Here is an 18,081-nt window from a genome sequence, read left to right as displayed (position 1 = left end):
CGAACGCGCCCTATCGCACCGGACGCGGCGCGCCGCAATTGTTCCGCGATGCTTTGCGCTTGGCCGGTCACGCCCCTAGATAGACGCCATTCCCCTAAGGATCAGGAAACCGGAGCCGCAATGAAACTGTCGTTCGCCACCACCGTGCCCGCTGCCGTCGATGTCCTGGCGCTGCCTGTCGAAAAGGACGGGATCGGCCGGATGCGCGCGGCGGGCCTCGACGCGGTGACGGCCGGCCTGCTTTCCGCGGGCGCGGCGGCGACGCGTTTCACCGGCGAGGCGGGATCGATCGCCGAGTTCGTCGCGCCGGCGGACGAGGGCGTTCGGCGCATCGCGCTGGTCGGCGTCGGCGGCGGCAGCGATCGCGACTGGGAGGCGGCGGGAGGTGCGCTCGTCGCGCGCTATCTCGTCGGCGGCACGACCGGGGTCGCGGTCGATCTGGCGAGCCTCGATACCCCGCCGACGGCGCAGGCGGTCGCCGGGTTCGCGGCGACGGCCGTCCAGCGCGCATGGCGCCACGACATCTATCGCACGAAGCTGGCCGACAAGCTCAAGCCGACACTGACCGTTATGACGCTGGTCAACACGCCCGCCGATACCGAGACGACCTGGGCCGCGCTGGACGCGGTGACGCAGGGCATGGACCTGACCCGCACGCTCGTCGCCGAGCCGGCCAACATCCTCTACCCAGAAAGCTTCGTCGAGCGCGTGACCGCGTCGGTTGAAGGACTGGGGCTTGAGGTGGAGGTGCTCGACGAGGCGGCTATGCGCGCGCTCGGCATGGGCTCGCTGCTCGGCGTGTCGCAGGGCTCGCGGCGCGAGGCGCGGCTGTTCGCGCTCAGGTGGAACGGCGGCGGCGACGCCGCGCCGCTCGCGCTGGTCGGCAAGGGCGTGACGTTCGATACCGGCGGTATCTCGATCAAGCCCGCCGCCGGCATGGAGGACATGAAGTGGGACATGGGCGGCGCGGGCGCCGTCGCGGGCGCGATGAAGGCGCTGGCGCTGCGCAAGGCGAAGGCGAACGTCGTCGGCGTGATGGGCCTTGTCGAGAACATGCCCGACGGAAACGCCCAGCGGCCCGGTGACGTCGTGACGTCGATGTCGGGACAGACGATCGAGGTCATCAACACCGATGCCGAGGGGCGGCTGGTGCTGTGCGACGCGATTACCTGGGTGCAGCAGGCGCACAAGCCGGCGACGATCGTCGACCTCGCGACCCTGACCGGCGCGATGATCGTCAGCCTGGGCAACGAATATGGCGGCCTGTTCGCCAATGACGAGGATCTCGCCGGGCAGCTTCTGTCGGCCAGCATGGCATCGGGCGACAAGCTGTGGCGTTTCCCGCTGGCCGACGCCTATGACAAGCTGATCGACAGCCCCATCGCCGACATGAAGAATGTCGGCCCGCGCGGCGCCGGATCGATCACCGCGGCGCAGTTCATCAAGCGCTTTGTCGATGACGGCGTGAAATGGGCGCATCTCGACATCGCCGGCATGGTTTGGTCCGACAAGCCGGGCACCAACCACGACAAGGGCGCGACGGGATATGGCGTGCGCCTGCTCGACCGGTTCGTGCGGGATGCCTGCGAGCGGTGAGCGCCTGGGTTTTCCTGGGAGCGGCGATCGCGCTGGAGGTGGCCGGCACCTTCCTGCTCAAGCTGTCGAACGGGTTCGAAAAATGGCACTGGGGCGCTCTATCGATCGCCTGTTATTCGATGTGCTTCTGGGTATTGGCGCCGGCGATGAAGGTGCTGCCCGTCGGCGTGGTCTATGCGATCTGGGCCGGCGTCGGCATCGTCGCCGCGTCGATTATCGGCCTGCTCGCGTTCGGCGAGCGGCTAGGCGTGGTCCAGATGCTGTGCATCGCGCTGGTATTGATCGGCGCCGTCGGGCTGCGCCTGACGACGGAGAACTGACGGGTGCAGGTCGATTTCTATCATCTTGTCGCCAGCCCGCTGGAACGGGTGCTGCCGAAGATCGCCGAGAAGGTGACGGCCGGTGGCGGGCGGCTGGTGATCGTGGCGGACAGCGCGTCGCAGCGCGAGACGCTGGACCGGCTGTTGTGGACCTATGCGGCGGACAGCTTCCTGCCCCATGCCCAGGCCGGCGGCGATCGCGACGTGGACCAGCCGGTGCTGATCTGTGACACGGTGACCGGGGCGAACGGCGCCCGCAACATCGCGCTGGTGGACGGCGTGTGGCGCGACGGGGCGCTCGATTTCGACCGGGCGTTCCATTTCTTCGACGGCGATACCGTCGCGGCGGCGCGGACGGCGTGGAAGTCGCTGGGCGACCGCGAAGGGGTGGAACGGCGCTACTGGAAACAGGACGACGCGGGCCGCTGGACGCAGGCGGCCTGAAGCCCTAAGGGCCGCGCACCTTTTCCATAGCCCAAACACAGGAGCCCGTGACCGTCATGGCCGCGAACCGTACCTTTTCGATCATCAAGCCCGATGCCACCCGCCGCAACCTGACCGGCGCTGTTACCAGGATGCTGGAGGAAGCCGGCCTGCGCGTCGTCGCTTCGAAGCGCATCCAGATGACCAAGGAACAGGCCGAGGGCTTCTATGGCGTTCACCGCGAGCGTCCGTTCTTCAACGACCTGGTCAGCTTCATGATCTCCGGCCCGGTCGTCGTGCAGGTGCTGGAAGGCGAGAACGCCGTGCAGCGCAACCGCGACATCATGGGCGCCACCAACCCGGAAAACGCCGATGCCGGCACGATCCGCAAGGAACTGGCCGAATCGATCGAAGCGAATTCGGTCCATGGTTCGGACAGCGACGAGAATGCGGCGATCGAGATCGCCTATTTCTTCAAGCCGGAAGAAATCGTCGGCTAAACGCCGGTCCACAAGGCATCGAGGCGGCGCTGGTCGCCGCCCGATTGCCGCCGGATCAGCCCGCGCAGGGTGAACGACCGGCCCCCGAAGATGCCGCCGGGCCCGGTTCGCCACAGCAGGTCGTATATGGCGGTTTCGTCGCGGTCGCCGTCCACCGCGGTACAGCCCGCCTCGATCAGCACCGGCAGGCGGCCGTCGCGCCGATCCGCGCCGCCATCGGTCAGTTTCAGCATCCGTTTGGCGATCCAGTCGGCTTCGATCCGATGGGTTATCACGGTGTCCTGCGGCTCGACGCCCAGAGCGCTCGGGAAGGCGATCCGACTCATCTGCAGCGCGCATCCGGCCTGCGCCTTGAACTCGATACCGTCACGGTCGGCGGCGACGGCGACGATTGTCACCCGGTGGCGTGCGGCGCCCTGCTCTGCCGCCTCGGCGCGGCGGGTGAACTCGCGGTCTTCGGCCGCGTCTCTGCGATCCTGATAGCCGCTCCAGAAGGTCAGTCCGGCGATCAGCACGCCGGCCACCGCGACGCCTTCGCCGATGGTGATCCAGCGGCGGCGGATCGCCTTTGCCTCGGCCTTTTCGGCGGGGCTGTCGTCGGTCATCGCCCGCCCATCTCCAGCAGCCGGCGCGGGGCGACCATTTCCCAGCTCTGCGCGACGCGATCGCCGATATGGTCCCAGTCCGTTTCCGCCGCGTCGGTGCGGATCGCCATCCAGCCCGAGGGGCCGAGATAGGGCGGCTTGAAATAGAGGCCGGGCTGCGCCTCGATCAACGCCTCCTGTTCGTCGGCGCCGGTCGTCTTGACGATCACCGCGGTCTCGCCGTCGCTGTGGTGGTTGTGCCAGATGTACGCGAAGAACCTGCCCTTCTCGATCAGGAAGCCGGGCGATCCGTGGCTGAGCTTCTCCGCCGTGCCGGGCAGGGCGAGCGCGATCGCTCGCAGCTTTTCGAGGTCGCCATCGTAATCCGGGCTCATCGCTGCACGAACTCCGCCAGAACCTTGGGATAGAGCGAATGCTCGGCGGCGAGGACTCGTTCCGCGAGGCTGTCGGGCGTGTCGCCGGGCAGGATCGGGACGCGCGCCTGGCCCAGCAGTTCCCCTGCGTCGAGTTCCTCGGTCACGACATGAACCGAGCAGCCGGCCTCCGCGTCGCCGGCGGCGAGCGCGCGGGCGTGGGTGTCGAGGCCCTTGTACTTCGGCAGCAGCGACGGGTGGATGTTGACGATCCGCCCCCGCCAGCCCGCGACGAAATCATCGGACAGCAGCCGCATGTAGCCGGCGAGCGCGATCACTTCCACGCCGGCATCGCGCAGCGCGGCGTCGAAGGCAGCCTCGCGCTCGGCGCGCTTGCCGGGATGGGCGAGGGTTGGAATGCCCTGTCCGGCTGCCCAGGCGAGGCCGGCGGCATCAGGATTGTCGCTGGCGACCAGGGCGATGCGATAGGCGTCCCCGGCCGCGCGGACCAGCGTCTGCATGTTCGATCCGCGGCCCGATATGAGGATGCCGACGCGTGCCGTCATCCATGTTCCCCGGCGAAGGCCGGGGTCCAGCCCCGGGCCGCTTGCGACTGGACCCCGGCCTTCGCCGGGGAACGGTTATTGGGCATGGGTCGCGGACCAGGCGGCGCGCGCGCTCCAGGTCTCGGCGCCGCCGGTGACGGTGCAGCCGCGCTCGCCCGCGCGGACATCGCCGATTCGGAACACGGCCTCGCCTTCCGCCGCCAGCGCCGCCGCGACGCGATCCGCATCGTCCGGGGCGACGATCACCGCCATGCCGATACCGCAGTTGAAGGTGCGCGCCATTTCCTCCGGCTCGATCGCGCCCTGCGCCTGGAGGAACGCCATCAGGCGCGGCTGCGGCCAGGCATCGGCATCGACATGCGCGTGAAGCCCTTCAGGCAGGACCCGCGGGATATTCTCCAGCAAGCCGCCGCCGGTGATGTGCGCAAGTCCGTGGACAAGCCCGGCACGGAGCTGTGGAAGCAGCGGCTTCACATAGATGCGGGTCGGCGCCATCAGCGCGTCGATCATCCGCACGTCGTGATCGAATGGGGCGGGGCGATCGAGCTTCCACCCCTTGTCGGCCGCCAGGCGGCGGACGAGGCTGAAGCCGTTCGAATGGACGCCCGACGAGGCGAGGCCGAGGATCACATCGCCCGCCACCACCCGGTCACCGGTCAGCAACTGGTCGCGCTCCACCGCCCCCACGCAGAAGCCGGCGAGGTCATAGTCGCCGTCGGCGTACATTCCCGGCATCTCCGCCGTCTCGCCGCCGATCAGCGCACAGCCGGCCTGCCGGCACCCCTCCGCGATGCCGGCGATCACCCGCTCGGCGACCGCGTTGTCGAGCTTCCCGCTGGCGTAGTAATCGAGGAAGAACAGCGGCTCCGCGCCCTGCACGATCAGGTCGTTGGCGCACATCGCGACCAGATCGATCCCGACGCCGTCATGCGCGTCATGCTCGATCGCCAGCTTCAGCTTCGTGCCGACGCCGTCGTTGGCCGCGACGAGCAGGGGGTCCTTGAAGCCTGCGGCCTTCGGATCGAACACCCCGCCGAACCCGCCCAGATCGGCATCCGCGCCGGGGCGGCGCGTCGCCTTCGCCAGCGGTCCGATCGCGCGGACCAGCGCATTGCCCGCGGCGATCGAGACGCCTGCTTTCGCGTAGGTGTAGCTTTCGGTCATCGTTCCGCCCCGAGCAAGAAATGCCGTTCGCCCTGGCCTTGTCGAGGGGCTGCCCTTCCTGTCATCGACGTCGCCCGACGCGTGAGGAAAGGACAGGGCTTCGACAAGCTCAGCCCGAACGGTGTGATTTGGCTGGCTCCCTAGACACAAGCCGCTTGGATTTCCACGTCCGCTTCGCCAAAAGGGCCGCGCATGGCCGCGCTACGGAAATCTCGCCTGCTCGAATGGGGACTGGCGGCGGCGCTGCTGGCCGGCGCCGGGGTGACCGTCGCGCAGATCGAGGGCGGCGATCGCGGCGCCGCCCCGATCGACAGTTCGAGCGATTTCGAGGTGACGGGGATCACCGTCGATGTCGCAGGCAAGGATGCGGAGAGCGCGCGGCTGGCCGGATGGCGCATCGCGCAGCGCAAGGGCTGGACGATGCTGGCGCAACGCCTGACCGGATCGTCCTCGTCGCTGGCCGACGGCGCGCTCGATTCGATCGTGACGGGGATCGTCATCGAGAACGAGCAGATCGGGCCGGACCGCTATATCGCCCGCCTGGGCATATTGTTCGACCGCACCCGCGCCGGGCAGATCCTGGGCGTCGCGACGCAATTCTCGCGGTCGGCGCCGATGCTGGTGATCCCGGTGATGTGGTCGGGCGGATCGGGCCAGGTGTTCGAGCGATCGACGCCGTGGCAAGAGGCGTGGGCACGCTATCGCACCGGCGCCAGCGTGGTCGATTACGTGCGACCCGTCGGCACCGGCGCCGATCCGCTGTTGCTCAACGTCGGCCAGACCGGCCGGCGCGGGCGCGGCTGGTGGCGCGCGATCATGGACCAATATGGCGCGAGCGACGTGGTGATGCCCGAGGTGCGGCTGTACCGCCAGTATCCCGGCGGGCCGGTGATCGGGGTGTTCACCGCGTTCCACGGGCCCGATCGCCGCGCGCTGGCGCAGTTCACCCTGCGCGTGGCCAACGGCGACGCGCTGCCGCAATTGTTGGACGCGGGCGTCGCGCGGCTGGACGAGGTCTATCAGCAGGCGTCGCGCGGCGGTGCGATGATCCCCGACGCGCTGCTGGCCCCGCCGCCTACGCCGGAGGAGGCGCCCACGCCCACGCCGACGCCGACCGAGACGGCGCGCACGCTGGAGGATATCGTCGGGGTCGGCGGGACGAGCGTGCAGGTGCAGTTCGACACGCCGTCGAGCGGTTCGGTGACGGCGGGCGAGGTGGCGGTGCGCGGCGTTCCGGGGGTGCGATCGGCCGTGACGTCCAGCCTCGCGCTCGGCGGCATATCGGTGATGCGGGTCACCTACGATGGCGACATCGGCCGGCTCAAGGCCGCGCTGGAGGCGCGCGGGTGGAGCGTGCAGGAAGGGCCGGGCACGCTGCGCATCCGCCGCGCCGCCGCGCCGGCCGCGCCGCTCAACCCGGCGCCGCCGCCGGGGAACTGATGGACCAGTTCGACCTGCCGCTCCCCCGCCCGGTGAGCGTGCGGCCCGAAGAGTTTCTGGTCGGCCCCTCCAATGCCCGCGCGGTCCATATGATCGAGCATTGGGGCGCCTGGCCGGTGATGACCGCGCTGCTGACCGGCCCGCGCAAGTCCGGCCGCAGTCTGCTCGCCCGCCTGTTCGTCGCCGAAAGCGGCGGCGGGATGATCGACGACGCCGATCGCGCGAGCGAGACCGAGCTGTTCCACGCCTGGAACCGCGCGCAGGCGGAGCGGCGGCCGCTGCTGCTGGTCGCCGATGCGCCGCCGCCGGATTGGGCTGTGCGGCTGCCCGACCTGCGCACGCGCCTTGCCGCGTCGCCGATCCTTTCGTTCGACGCGCCCGACGATGCCCTGGTCTCCGACCTGCTGCGCTACCTGTTCGAACGGCGCGAACTGGATGCCCGGCCCGAGGTGATCGCCTGGCTGCACAAAAGGCTGGAGCGGACCCATCTGGCGGTGCTGCGCGCGGTCGAGCGGATCGAGGAAGACGCCGATCGCAAGCGGACGCGGCGGCTGTCGGTGCCGCTGGTGCGCTCGGCGTTGTCGGGCGGTGGCTATATAACGGAACTGTCACAAAGCGGTGTGAGACGGGCGGGATGACCAGGCCCCAACCCGCGCTCTCCGCCGCGACCGCCAACCCCGCCGTCGCGGGCCGCTATTTCAACCGCGAGCTTTCATGGCTGGCGTTCAACCGGCGCGTGCTGGAGGAAGCGTGCAATCCGGCGTATCCGCTGCTCGAACGGCTGCGCTTTCTGTCCATATCCGGCAGCAACCTCGACGAATTCTTCATGGTGCGCGTGGCCGGTCTGATCGGTCAGCGGCTACAGGACATCGCCCAGCGATCCGCCGACGGGATGACGCCGGGGCAGCAGCTGACGGCGATCGTCGCCGCCTGCGACGGGCTGGTCGAATCGCAGCGGGGTGTGTGGCGCGACCTGGCGGCGGCACTGACCGTGGAAGGCATCCGCATCGTCGACGAAGGCGCGCTCGCGCCTGAGGATCGCGATTGGCTGGACGGGTATTTCCGCGAGCAGCTGTTTCCCGTGCTGACCCCGCAGGCGCTGGACCCGGCGCACCCGTTTCCGTTCATCCCCAACGGCGGGCTGGCGGTGATTTTCGACCTGGTGCGCTTGTCCGATGGCGAGCCGGTGCGCGAACTGGTGCTGGTCCCGCAGGGCGTACCGCGTTTCGTCGCGCTGCCGGGCGACGAGGCGCGCTTCCTGACGATCGAGGCGGTGCTCAAGCTGTTCTCGGCGCGGCTCTTCCCCGGCTATGACGTCAAGGCGGCGGCGGCGTTCCGTATCCTGCGCGACAGCGACCTGGAGATTGAGGAGGAGGCCGAGGATCTGGTCCTCTACTTCCGATCCGCGATCAAGCGGCGGCGGCGCGGCCGGGTGATACGGCTGGAGATGGAAAGCGGGATCGAGGCCGGGCTGGAACAGGTGTTGAAGGAGGAACTGGGCGGCGCGCAGGCGATCCTGACCGAGATCGGCGGTTTCCTGGGGCTGGGCGATCTGGCGGCGCTGGTCGATGTCGAGCGGCCGGACCTGAAGTTCCCGCCCTATCGCGCGCGTTTTCCCGAGCGTATCCGCGAATTCGGCGGCGATTGCTTCGCGGCGATCCGCGCGAAGGACATCGTCGTCCATCACCCGTACGAGAGCTTCGACGTCGTCCTGGAATTCCTGAAACAGGCGGCGGCCGACCCCGATGTGGTGGCGATCAAGCAGACGCTGTACCGCGCCGGCAAGCAATCCGCCGTCATCAGCGCGCTGATCGCGGCGGCCGAGGCGGGCAAGTCCGTGACCGCCGTGGTCGAGCTTAAGGCGCGGTTCGACGAGGAACAGAATCTGCTTTGGGCGTCCGCGCTGGAGCGCGCCGGCGTCCAGGTGATCTACGGCTTCATCGACTGGAAGACCCACGCCAAGATATCGATGGTGGTGCGGCGCGAGGGAGGCAGCCTTCGCACCTACTGCCATTTCGGGACCGGCAACTATCATCCGGCGACCGCGCGTATCTATACCGACCTCAGCTTCTTCACCGCCGATCCGCGGTTGGGCCGCGATGCGGCGGCGGTGTTCAACTATATAACCGGCTATGTCGAACCCGGCCGGCTGGAACTGCTGTCGATTTCGCCGCGCGACCTGCGGCGGGGACTGATCGCGCTGATCGATGCCGAGACCGCGCACGCCCGCGCCGGTCGCCCCGCCGCGATCTGGGCGAAGATGAACTCGCTGGTCGACCCGGCGGTGATCGAGAAATTGTACGAGGCGAGTGCCGCCGGTGTGATGATCGAGCTGGTCATCCGCGGCATCTGCTGCCTGCGGCCGGGCGTGCCGCACATGTCGGCCAACATCCGGGTGAAATCGGTGGTCGGCCGGTTCCTGGAGCACAGCCGCATCTGGGCGTTCGGCGACGGGCGCGAACTGCCCAACGACGGGGCGAAGGTGTTCCTGTCGTCCGCCGACTGGATGCCGCGCAACTTCGATCGCCGCGTCGAATTCATGTGTCCGGTGCTGAACGAGACGGTCCACGACCAGGTGCTCGATCAGGTGATGGTCGCCAACCTCATCGACACCGAGCAGAGCTGGGCGCTGTGCCCCGACGGCAGTTATGTCCGCGTCGATCCGGGCGATCGGCCGTTCAACCTGCACCGCTATTTCATGACCAACCCGTCGCTGTCGGGGCGGGGCACGCTGGCCGAAAGCGGCGAGGTGCCGACACTGTCGCTCAGCCGATGACCGGGCGGACGGCGATCATCGACATCGGGTCGAATTCGGTGCGGCTCGTCGTCTATGACGGGCCGCACCGAGTGCCTGCGCCCATCTTCAATGAAAAGGTGATGGCGGGCCTCGGCCGCTCGCTGGAACGGACGGGGGCGATCGACGACGAAGCGCTGGCGCTCGCCGGCACCGCGCTCGCCCGCTTCGCCTGGCTGGCGCGCGAGATGGAGGTGCGGGACGTACGCACCGTCGCCACCGCCGCGGTGCGCGAGGCGAGCAACGGCGGCGCGCTGATCGCGGTGGCCGAGGCGCACGGCCTGGTGATCGAGGTGTTGAGCGGCGAAGAGGAAGCGAGCGGGGCCGGGCTGGGGGTGATCTCCGCGATTCCCGAGGCCGACGGGATCGTCGGTGATCTGGGTGGCGGCAGCCTGGAACTCGTGCGGATCGTCGCGGGGACGGTGACCGACCGGATATCCTTTCCCCTCGGCGTGCTGCGGCTCGGCGCGATCCGTGCTCGCGGCAAGGGGGTGCTCGACCGCAAGGTGGAGCGGCTGCTGGAAGAGACGGGCTGGGCGGGGCGCGGGCGCGACCTGCCGTTGTACATGGTCGGTGGATCGTGGCGCGCGCTGGCGCGGACCGAGATGGCGCTGACCGGCTATCCGCTGCCCGTCATCCACGGCTATGCGATGAGCGCGGAGGCGGTGGCGCGGTTGCGCCGGTCGCTGGGGCATATCGACCGGGCGCGGTTGAAGGGGCTGGCCGATGTGTCGGGCGCGCGGCTGGCGACGCTCGAGGATGCGGCGGCGCTGCTCGGATCGGTGATGCGCCACCTCGGCACCGGATCGGCGGTGGCGTCCGCGCACGGGCTGAGGGAGGGGCTGCTCTACGCCCGGCTCGATGCCGCGACGCGCGCCGAGGATGCGCTGATCGTCGCCGCGCGCGACGAGGGGCGGCGGATGGGGCGCTTTCCCGAACATGGCGACCTGCTCGATCGCTGGATCGCGCCGCTGTTCGCCGACGAGCCGGCCGAACTTGCGCGGTTGCGGCACGCCGCCTGCCTGCTCGCCGACGTCGGCTGGCGCGCCAATCCCGAGTTCCGGGCCGAACGCGGCACCGACATCGCGCTGCACGGCAACTGGGTGGCGATCGACGCGCGCGGCCGGGCGCTGATCGCGCAGGCGCTCCACACCTCGTTGGGCGGGGGGAGCGATACGCCCGACCCGCTCGGCCGGCTGGCGCCGCACGACGAACTGGCGCTGGCGGTGCGCTGGGGCTTCGCGATGCGGCTGGGCCAGCGGCTGTCGGGCGGCGTATCCGGCCCGCTGGAGCGGACTGTGCTGGCGATCGACGGCGACACGGTCACCCTGGCCGTTCCGGCTGCCGACGCCGCGCTCTATGGCGAAGCGGTCGAGAAACGGCACAGGGCGCTCGCCGGCGCACTCGGTCGCGCGGCGCGAACGGCCACCGCCTGATCGATCAGCCGCAGGTGACCTTCGTCACCGTGTTGCGCTCGTCGAGCCAGATGTTGACGCGGTTCGCGCGGAAATCCTGCGTCACCATCATATCGTGCGCGATCGGGCGGACATAGGTCGCCTGGGTCTTGTCCTTGATGATCCGGCCGATCCGTTCATTATAGCGCTGGCCGACGTAGCCGATCGCCATTTCCGCGCGGCACACGTCCGAATCGGGCAGCGCGATAGGGATCGTGCAGCCGGTCGCCAGCAGGGCGGGCAGGAGCGCGAGAAGCGGCAGGCGGGTCATGCGTCTTCCTTCGCGGAACGGGTCATCTTCAGCTTGCCGCCCTGCACGGCGAACGCCAGCCGGCCCTCGACCAGATCGAGCGCGTCATGGCCGAACTCGTCGTAGCGCCAGCCTTCCAGGATCGCGAGGCCCTTGCGCTGGCCCGCCGCCAGCGCCTCCAGATCGTCGGACCGGGCGAGCAGCCGTGCCGCGACGCTGATGTCGCGCGAGCGGATCTTGAGCAGCAGCTTGAGCAGGTCGGCGACCAGCGCGCCTTCCTTGCCCAGCGCCGGGCCGCGCTCGTCGCGCGACGGCATCTCGTCGGCGGGCATCGGGTCCGCGCCCTCGATCGCCGCCATCAGCCGGCCGCCGATATCATTGCCCGCCCAGCTGGCCGAAAGGCCGCGGACCTTCGACAGGTCGGACTGTTTCCGGGGCGGGTTGCCGGCGAGGTCGGCGATCGTCTCGTCCTTGGCGATGCGCCCGCGCGGCAGGTTCTTGTTGCGCGCCTCCAACTCGCGCCACCGCGCGATCGCCTTCAACCGGCCGAGCACATCGGCCTTGCGGCTGTTGATCCGCACGCGCTGCCAGGCGACTTCGGGATCGTTGCGATAGTTCTCGGGATCGCCGATCCGCTCCATTTCCTCGTTCAGCCAGTCGCCGCGCCCGGTCTTGCGCAGCTTCTCCAGCATCTTGGGAAAGATCTTAGCCAGATGCGTCACGTCGGCGATGGCATAGGTGATCTGGCGGTCGTCGAGCGGGCGGCGGCTCCAGTCGGTGAACCTCGCGCCCTTGTCGACCTGGATGCCCAGATAGCTGTCGACCAGGTTCGAATAGCCGATCTGCTCGCCCTGGCCGAGCGCCATGGCGGCGATCTGGGTATCGAACAGGGGGTGGGGCGTCTTGCCGGTCAGGTTGTAGACGATCTCCAGATCCTGCCCGCCGGCGTGGAAGACCTTCAGCACGTCTTCGTTGTCCACCATCAGGTCGAGCAGCGGCGTCAGGTCGATGCCCGGCGCCATCGGATCGATCGCGGCGGCTTCCTCGGTATTCGCGATCTGGATCAGGCAGAGCTCGGGCCAGAAGGTGTTCTCGCGCATGAACTCGGTATCGACGGTCACGAAGTCCGACTTGGCGAGGCGCTTGCAGAGATCGGCGAGGGTTGCGGAGTCCTCGATCAGCGGGTGGATATGCATAGGCTGCGGCCCATAGACCCGCGCGGGCGCCTTGACAAAGGGCGTCGTGGAGGGGAGGGCGCGGCCATCCAATTCAACCGTCATCCCGGCGAAAGCCGGGATCTCGCGCCACAGGCCTTTCGCATGCGGCTTGAGACCCCAGCTTCCGCTGGGGTGACGCAATCAGAGATTGCATCATGCACGCCTATCGCACCCATACCTGCGCCGCGCTCCGCGCCACCGACGTCGGCCAGACGATCCGCCTGTCGGGATGGGTCCACAGGAAGCGCGACCATGGCGGCGTGCTGTTCGTCGACCTGCGCGACCATTACGGCATCACCCAGGTGGTGGCCGACGCCGACAGTGCCGCGCTGCCGATCCTGGAGGCCGCGCGCGTCGAATCGGTCATCACCATCGACGGCGAGGTGAAGGCGCGCGCCGCGGGCACGAGCAACGCCAATCTGCCGACCGGCGAGATCGAGGTGTTCGCGCGCGGCGCGACGGTCCAGTCGACCGCGCAGGAACTGCCGATGCCGGTGGCGGGCGAGGCGGAATATCCCGAGGACATCCGCCTGCGTTACCGCTTCCTGGACCTGCGCCGCGAGAAGCTGCACGCCAACATCATGCTGCGGTCGTCGGTGATCGCGTCGATCCGCAAGCGGATGGTCGACCAGGGCTTCACCGAGTTTCAGACGCCGATCCTGACCGCGTCATCGCCCGAAGGCGCGCGCGACTACCTCGTCCCCAGCCGCGTCCATCCGGGCAAGTTCTACGCGCTGCCGCAGGCGCCGCAGATGTTCAAGCAGTTGCTGATGGTCGCCGGCTTCGACCGCTATTTCCAGATCGCGCCGTGCTTCCGCGACGAGGACGCGCGCGCCGACCGTTCGCCGGGTGAATTCTACCAGCTCGATTTCGAGATGAGCTATGTCACGCAGGACGATGTGTTCGCGGCGATCGAGCCGGTGCTGCACGGCGTGTTCGAGGAGTTCGCCGACTGGCAGGGCAAGGGGCGCACCGTGTCGTCGCTGCCGTTCAAGCGCATACCCTATCGCGAATCGATGCTGAAATACGGCAACGACAAGCCGGACCTGCGCAACCCGGTGCTCATCACCGACGTGTCGGAGCATTTCCGCGGATCGGGCTTCGGCCGTTTCGCGGCGATGGTCGAAGCGGGCGATGTGGTCCGCGCGCTGCCGGCGCCGAACACGCATGAGAAGAGCCGCAAGTTCTTCGACGACATGAACAGCTGGGCGCAGGGCGAAGGCTTCCCCGGCCTGGGCTATGCCACCCAGAAGGACGGGGTGTTCGGTGGCCCGATCGCCAACAACCATGGGCAGGAAGGGATGAAGGCGATCGCCGATGCGCTGGGCCTTGGTCCCAACGACGGCATTTTCTTCGCCGCCGGCAAGGAAGCGCAGGCCGCCAAGCTGGCCGGCCTCGCGCGCACCCGCGTGGGCGAGCAACTCGGCCTGATCGACCAGAACCGCTTCGAATTCTGCTGGATCGTCGATTTCCCGATGTTCGAATATGACGAGGACGCGAAGAAGGTCGATTTCAGCCACAACCCCTTCAGCATGCCGCAGGGCGAGATGGAGGCGCTGGAGACCAGGGACCCGCTCGATATCCTGGCGTATCAGTACGACATCGTGTGCAACGGCATCGAACTGTCGTCGGGCGCGATCCGCAACCACCGGCCGGAAATCATGTACAAGGCGTTCGAGATTGCCGGCTACACCCAGGCCGATGTCGACACCAACTTCGCCGGCATGATCAACGCGTTCAAGTTCGGCGCGCCGCCGCACGGCGGATCGGCGCCGGGGATCGACCGCATCGTCATGTTGCTGGCCGACGAACCGAACATCCGCGAGGTCATCGTCTTCCCGATGACGCAGAAGGCCGAGGATCTGATGATGGGTGCGCCCAACTTCGCCACCGCGAAGCAGTTGCGCGAACTGAACATCCGCATCGCCGAGCAGCCGAGCGTGAAGCCGACGGTCGCCGCCAAGGCGGAATGATGTCCGCGGCCCCGGCGAAAACCGGGGCCTCATGCGGTGACGCCCGTTCAGGTGGCGCGTGATCCCGGCTTGCGTCGGGATGACGGGTTATGCGGCCGGGTGAAGGGCTATGCCGGCAGTTCCGGCTCCAGCAGCCGGTGCAGGTGCACCAGCACATATTTCATTTCCGCATCGTCGACCGTCTTCTGCGCCGCGCCGCGCCACGCCTTTTCGGCGCTGGCATAGTCGGGAAAGATGCCGACGATGTCGATCTTCGACAGGTCAGCGAAATCGAGCGTCATCGGATCGGTCACGCGACCGCCGAAGACGAGGTGCATCTTGCTCATGATATGGGGACTCCCGGGGATTTCGCACCTGCAATAAAGTGCGGTCCCCGAGGGTCAAGCGGGGTCAGGCGGTCGTCTTGTTCGACGCGCCCTTCTCCTTTGCGGCGGTGAGCGCGCTGTCGAAGATCTTGCGCGCGCCTTCCCGCGCGGCGTCCCTGCTGAGCATCGAGGCGCTGAGCTGTTCCTTGCCCGTTTCCTTCGCTGCGGCAAGCGCGGCCCCGGCGCCTTCGGCCAGCCGCTTGCCGACCGGCTTGAGCATGTCCTTCTCGCGCTCGCTGCGCGGGATCAGCGCGCCGGCGATCAGGCCGAACGCGAGCCCGCCGACCAGCACGCCGACGGGATTGGATTCGAGACCGCTGACGGTGGTCTTCGCGCGCTCGAACGCAGTGTCGCGCGCGCTGGCCAGTTTGGCCCGGCGGTTCGCCTTTGCGGCGGTGGTCTGGGTATCGGCCATCATCGTGATCCTTCGTGCATTCGGTGGAAGCTAACTCGTGGGCTCGTCGGCGGTTGCATCGTCGTGGTCGAACAGGCCGAGCAGCGGCTTTCGCGCGAGGAACAGGCCCACCGCGCCCGCGACGGCGGCGGCCACGGCGGGACGCTGACGGACGGCGTCCAGTCCGGTTTCGGCGGCAGCGAACGCCTTGTCCTTCGCCGTCTCGACTGCACCGGCGGCGAGCGTGCGAGGGCTGAGCCTGGTCTTCGCTCTTTCGATCGAGGCGTCGAGCCGGGCTCGGGCGGCGATCGCGCGGGCGCGAGCGGCGGCGAGGGCGGGGTCCGCCGTCATTCAAGATCCCCGAACGCCCGCGAGAGCCGGCCAGCGGCAAGCTTGCCGAGGATCGCCGCGAGGACGAGCGCGACGCCGACCACGATCAGCGTCGCCCACCCCGGACCTACCGATGGCGCCAGTGCGAGGATCGAGCCGACCAGCAGGGCGGTCAGCGCCGATCCGGCGATCAGCGTCGCTGCGACGCCGAACGCGATGCCGAGCCGGGCAATGCGCAGCCGGGCGCCGGCCATCGCCTTGTACAGATCGACCTGCGCCGACGCATAGGCGCGAGCATCCTCGACGACCTGGACGATCGTCTCCCCCGCGCTCGCCTGGTCGGCGGCAGCGCCGGCGTCGGTTGCCGCCGGTTCGCCGGGATCAGCCGCCCCGGTTGGCATCGACACCCGAGCGCAGCACCCGCGCGAGAACGAAGCCGAGCGCGGCCGCCGCGCCGATCGCCACGCCGGGGGACTTGCGGACGAACGCGCGCGCGTCCTCCAGCAGATCATCGACATCCTTGTTGCGCAGCGTGTCGGCGAAACTGGAAACCGAGGTGGATGCCGAGCGGGCATAGCCGCCGAACTGTTCGCCCACCTTCTCGTCGATCGTGCCGGCGGCGTCGCCGATCGATTTCGCCAGTTCGTCGAGGATGCCGGTCGCGCGTGATTTTCCGTCGTCGGCGAAGGCGCGGATGCGGTCGCCGGCCTGTCCGCCGAGCTTGCCCGCCTCGTCCTTTACCAGCTGGCGGGCGCCGCGCAGCTTTTCGCCGGTCGCGGAATCGCCGTCGGCACCGGCGCCGATGAAGCGTTCATCGGCACCCGTTTCCGGGGTGAATTCGACGTCCAGATCGCCGGCCTTGTGGGTGTCGTTTGCCATGATACGCGCCTTTCCGTGTCGGTACGCCTCCACAACAAGGCGGCGGCGGGCGGGTTCCATCGGCGTTGCCGATCGCGCGGCGAGGCGGTAGAGGCCCGCCGCATCCCGTCCCCACCCATGTAGGAAGGTCGTTTCGTGACCGCAATCATCGACATTCATGGCCGCGCGATCCTGGACAGCCGTGGCAACCCCACCGTCGAGGTCGATGTGCTGCTGGAGGACGGCAGTTTCGGCCGTGCCGCCGTGCCATCGGGCGCATCGACCGGCGCGCATGAAGCGGTCGAACTGCGCGACGGCGATAAGTCGCGCTGGCTGGGCAAGGGCGTCGACAAGGCGGTCGAGGCGGTGAACGGCGAGATCGCCGAAGCGGTGCTGGGCATGGAGGCCGAGGACCAGGCCGATCTCGACACCGCGATGATCGAACTGGACGGAACGGAGAACAAGGGCCGGCTGGGCGCCAACGCGATCCTGGGCGTCAGCCTGGCGGCGGCCAAGGCGGCGGCGGAGGCGCGCGGCCTGCCGCTCTATCGCTATGTCGGCGGCGTTTCCGCGCACCTGCTACCGGTGCCGATGATGAATATCATCAATGGCGGCGAACATGCCGACAACCCGATCGACTTCCAGGAATTCATGATCGTGCCGGTCGGTGCGGAGAACATCGTCGAGGCGGTGCGTTGTGGTGCGGAAATCTTCCACACACTCAAGAAGGCGCTGCACGCCAAGGGACTGGCGACGGGCGTGGGCGACGAGGGCGGTTTCGCGCCGAACCTGTCGTCGACCACCGACGCGCTCGACTTCATCATGTCGGCGATCGAGACGGCGGGCTACACGCCGGGCGACGACGTGATGCTGGCGCTCGATTGCGCGGCGACCGAGTATTTCAAGGGCGGCGTCTACGACATGGTGGGCGAGGGGCGGAAGCTGAGCCCGGCCGAGAATGCCGAGTTCCTCGCCGACCTGACCCGCCGCTACCCGATCTTCTCGATCGAGGACGGCATGGCCGAGGATGATTTCGAAGGCTGGAAGGCGCTGACCGACCTGATCGGCGACAAGGTGCAGTTGGTCGGCGACGATCTGTTCGTGACCAACCCGAAGCGGCTGGCCGACGGGATCGAGCGCGGCCTGGCCAACTCGCTGCTGGTCAAGGTCAACCAGATCGGCACGCTGACGGAGACGCTGGCCGCCGTCAGCCTGGCGCAGCGCAGTCGCTATACCGCCGTCATGTCGCACCGTTCGGGCGAGACCGAAGATGCGACGATCGCCGACCTGGCGGTCGCCACCAATTGCGGACAGATCAAGACGGGATCGCTCGCGCGCTCCGACCGGCTGGCGAAGTACAACCAGCTGATCCGCATCGAGGAGGAACTGGGCGACGCGGCGCGCTATGCGGGGCGGGATATCCTGACGCGGCGGTGAATCATGTCACGCGGATCGCTTCGGAACCGCTTGATTCGGTGA

The 18,081-nt window shown here is 68.5% G+C and carries 21 protein-coding genes; 10 read left to right on the top strand and 11 right to left on the bottom strand.

The genetic code is table 11. The features are described 5' to 3' along the window. Positions 1-120 precede the first annotated feature (120 nt). From VYI76_RS09310 to ndk, 4 genes are read left to right on the top strand one after another with little or no spacing between them, the layout of a single operon-like run. Entirely contained in the window at positions 121-1,596 is a 1,476-nt protein-coding gene (locus VYI76_RS09310) for a leucyl aminopeptidase (protein WP_326524477.1), read from the top strand. Next, entirely contained in the window at positions 1,593-1,916 is a 324-nt protein-coding gene (locus tag VYI76_RS09305) for a DMT family transporter (RefSeq protein WP_326524476.1), read from the top strand. The genes VYI76_RS09310 and VYI76_RS09305 overlap by 4 nt, the downstream gene beginning before the upstream one ends. A 3-nt stretch (positions 1,917-1,919) precedes the next feature. After that, positions 1,920-2,360 carry a DNA polymerase III subunit chi gene (locus VYI76_RS09300; protein ID WP_326524475.1) on the top strand — a complete coding sequence of 147 codons (441 nt, stop codon included), beginning with the start codon at positions 1,920-1,922 and terminating at the stop codon, positions 2,358-2,360. Between the two features lie 56 nt (positions 2,361-2,416). Then, complete coding sequence (gene ndk / locus VYI76_RS09295; RefSeq protein ID WP_326525078.1) at positions 2,417-2,839, top strand: nucleoside-diphosphate kinase; 423 nt, start codon at positions 2,417-2,419, stop codon at positions 2,837-2,839. On the opposite strand, the gene VYI76_RS09290 is transcribed toward ndk, so the two are convergent. From VYI76_RS09290 to purM, 4 genes are all read right to left on the bottom strand, one after another. Further along, positions 2,836-3,444 (bottom strand): hypothetical protein, encoded by a 609-nt coding sequence (locus VYI76_RS09290; protein ID WP_326524474.1) that lies wholly within the window; start codon positions 3,442-3,444, stop codon positions 2,836-2,838. The two genes, ndk and VYI76_RS09290, sit on opposite strands and share 4 nt — an antisense overlap. Further along, positions 3,441-3,818, bottom strand: coding sequence for an MmcQ/YjbR family DNA-binding protein (locus VYI76_RS09285; RefSeq protein WP_326524473.1), 378 nt, complete (start codon positions 3,816-3,818; stop codon positions 3,441-3,443). Before VYI76_RS09285 ends, VYI76_RS09290 begins: the two co-directional genes overlap by 4 nt. Further along, positions 3,815-4,363, bottom strand: coding sequence for a phosphoribosylglycinamide formyltransferase (purN, locus tag VYI76_RS09280; RefSeq protein WP_326524472.1), 549 nt, complete (start codon positions 4,361-4,363; stop codon positions 3,815-3,817). The genes VYI76_RS09285 and purN overlap by 4 nt, the downstream gene beginning before the upstream one ends. Before the next feature lie 75 nt (positions 4,364-4,438). Next, positions 4,439-5,527: a phosphoribosylformylglycinamidine cyclo-ligase gene (gene purM / locus VYI76_RS09275; protein WP_326524471.1), complete on the bottom strand. Its 1,089-nt coding sequence runs from the start codon at positions 5,525-5,527 to the stop codon at positions 4,439-4,441. A 192-nt stretch (positions 5,528-5,719) separates the two neighbouring features. Here purM and VYI76_RS09270 point away from each other — a divergent pair, with 192 nt between their 5' ends. The 4 genes from VYI76_RS09270 to VYI76_RS09255 are packed head-to-tail and all read left to right on the top strand — an operon-like array spanning position 5,720 to position 11,197. Continuing rightward, positions 5,720-6,967 carry a heavy-metal-associated domain-containing protein gene (locus VYI76_RS09270; protein ID WP_326524470.1) on the top strand — a complete coding sequence of 416 codons (1,248 nt, stop codon included), beginning with the start codon at positions 5,720-5,722 and terminating at the stop codon, positions 6,965-6,967. Continuing rightward, entirely contained in the window at positions 6,967-7,605 is a 639-nt protein-coding gene (locus VYI76_RS09265) for a chromosomal replication initiator DnaA (protein WP_326524469.1), read from the top strand. Before VYI76_RS09270 ends, VYI76_RS09265 begins: the two co-directional genes overlap by 1 nt. After that, the gene (locus tag VYI76_RS09260) at positions 7,602-9,743 is read left to right on the top strand and encodes an RNA degradosome polyphosphate kinase (RefSeq protein ID WP_326524468.1); all 2,142 of its coding nucleotides are present in this window, start codon (positions 7,602-7,604) and stop codon (positions 9,741-9,743) included. The genes VYI76_RS09265 and VYI76_RS09260 overlap by 4 nt, the downstream gene beginning before the upstream one ends. Beyond that, on the top strand, positions 9,740-11,197 hold the full coding sequence (locus tag VYI76_RS09255) for a Ppx/GppA family phosphatase (protein WP_326524467.1): 1,458 nt from the start codon (positions 9,740-9,742) through the stop codon (positions 11,195-11,197). Before VYI76_RS09260 ends, VYI76_RS09255 begins: the two co-directional genes overlap by 4 nt. 4 nt (positions 11,198-11,201) lie before the next feature. On the opposite strand, the gene VYI76_RS09250 is transcribed toward VYI76_RS09255, so the two are convergent. Both VYI76_RS09250 and rnd read right to left on the bottom strand, forming a co-directional pair. Beyond that, positions 11,202-11,486 carry an I78 family peptidase inhibitor gene (locus VYI76_RS09250; protein ID WP_326524466.1) on the bottom strand — a complete coding sequence of 95 codons (285 nt, stop codon included), beginning with the start codon at positions 11,484-11,486 and terminating at the stop codon, positions 11,202-11,204. Beyond that, positions 11,483-12,661, bottom strand: a complete 1,179-nt coding sequence (gene rnd, locus VYI76_RS09245) for a ribonuclease D (protein WP_326524465.1) — start codon at positions 12,659-12,661, stop codon at positions 11,483-11,485. The genes VYI76_RS09250 and rnd overlap by 4 nt, the downstream gene beginning before the upstream one ends. Before the next feature lie 176 nt (positions 12,662-12,837). On the opposite strand from rnd, the gene aspS reads away from it, so the two are divergent. Then, entirely contained in the window at positions 12,838-14,655 is a 1,818-nt protein-coding gene (aspS, locus tag VYI76_RS09240; protein ID WP_326524464.1) for an aspartate--tRNA ligase, read from the top strand. 107 nt (positions 14,656-14,762) lie between these two features. On the opposite strand, the gene VYI76_RS09235 is transcribed toward aspS, so the two are convergent. From VYI76_RS09235 to VYI76_RS09215, 5 genes are all read right to left on the bottom strand, one after another. Next, on the bottom strand, positions 14,763-14,981 hold the full coding sequence (locus VYI76_RS09235; RefSeq protein WP_326524463.1) for a DUF4170 domain-containing protein: 219 nt from the start codon (positions 14,979-14,981) through the stop codon (positions 14,763-14,765). 64 nt (positions 14,982-15,045) lie between these two features. Further along, positions 15,046-15,438 (bottom strand): hypothetical protein, encoded by a 393-nt coding sequence (locus VYI76_RS09230; RefSeq protein ID WP_326524462.1) that lies wholly within the window; start codon positions 15,436-15,438, stop codon positions 15,046-15,048. Positions 15,439-15,465: 27 nt separating this feature from the next. Next, entirely contained in the window at positions 15,466-15,765 is a 300-nt protein-coding gene (locus VYI76_RS09225; protein WP_326524461.1) for a hypothetical protein, read from the bottom strand. Then, complete coding sequence (locus VYI76_RS09220; RefSeq protein WP_326524460.1) at positions 15,762-16,145, bottom strand: phage holin family protein; 384 nt, start codon at positions 16,143-16,145, stop codon at positions 15,762-15,764. Before VYI76_RS09220 ends, VYI76_RS09225 begins: the two co-directional genes overlap by 4 nt. Continuing rightward, positions 16,126-16,623, bottom strand: coding sequence for a hypothetical protein (locus tag VYI76_RS09215; RefSeq protein WP_326524459.1), 498 nt, complete (start codon positions 16,621-16,623; stop codon positions 16,126-16,128). Before VYI76_RS09215 ends, VYI76_RS09220 begins: the two co-directional genes overlap by 20 nt. A 135-nt stretch (positions 16,624-16,758) precedes the next feature. On the opposite strand from VYI76_RS09215, the gene eno reads away from it, so the two are divergent. After that, on the top strand, positions 16,759-18,039 hold the full coding sequence (eno, locus tag VYI76_RS09210) for a phosphopyruvate hydratase (protein WP_326524458.1): 1,281 nt from the start codon (positions 16,759-16,761) through the stop codon (positions 18,037-18,039). Positions 18,040-18,081: the final 42 nt, after the last annotated feature.

Origin of the sequence: Sphingomonas sp. (assembly GCF_035910975.1) — a bacterium.
In the GTDB taxonomy this organism is placed as follows: domain Bacteria; phylum Pseudomonadota; class Alphaproteobacteria; order Sphingomonadales; family Sphingomonadaceae; genus Sphingomonas.
This window is presented reverse-complemented; position numbering and strand designations above follow the sequence as displayed.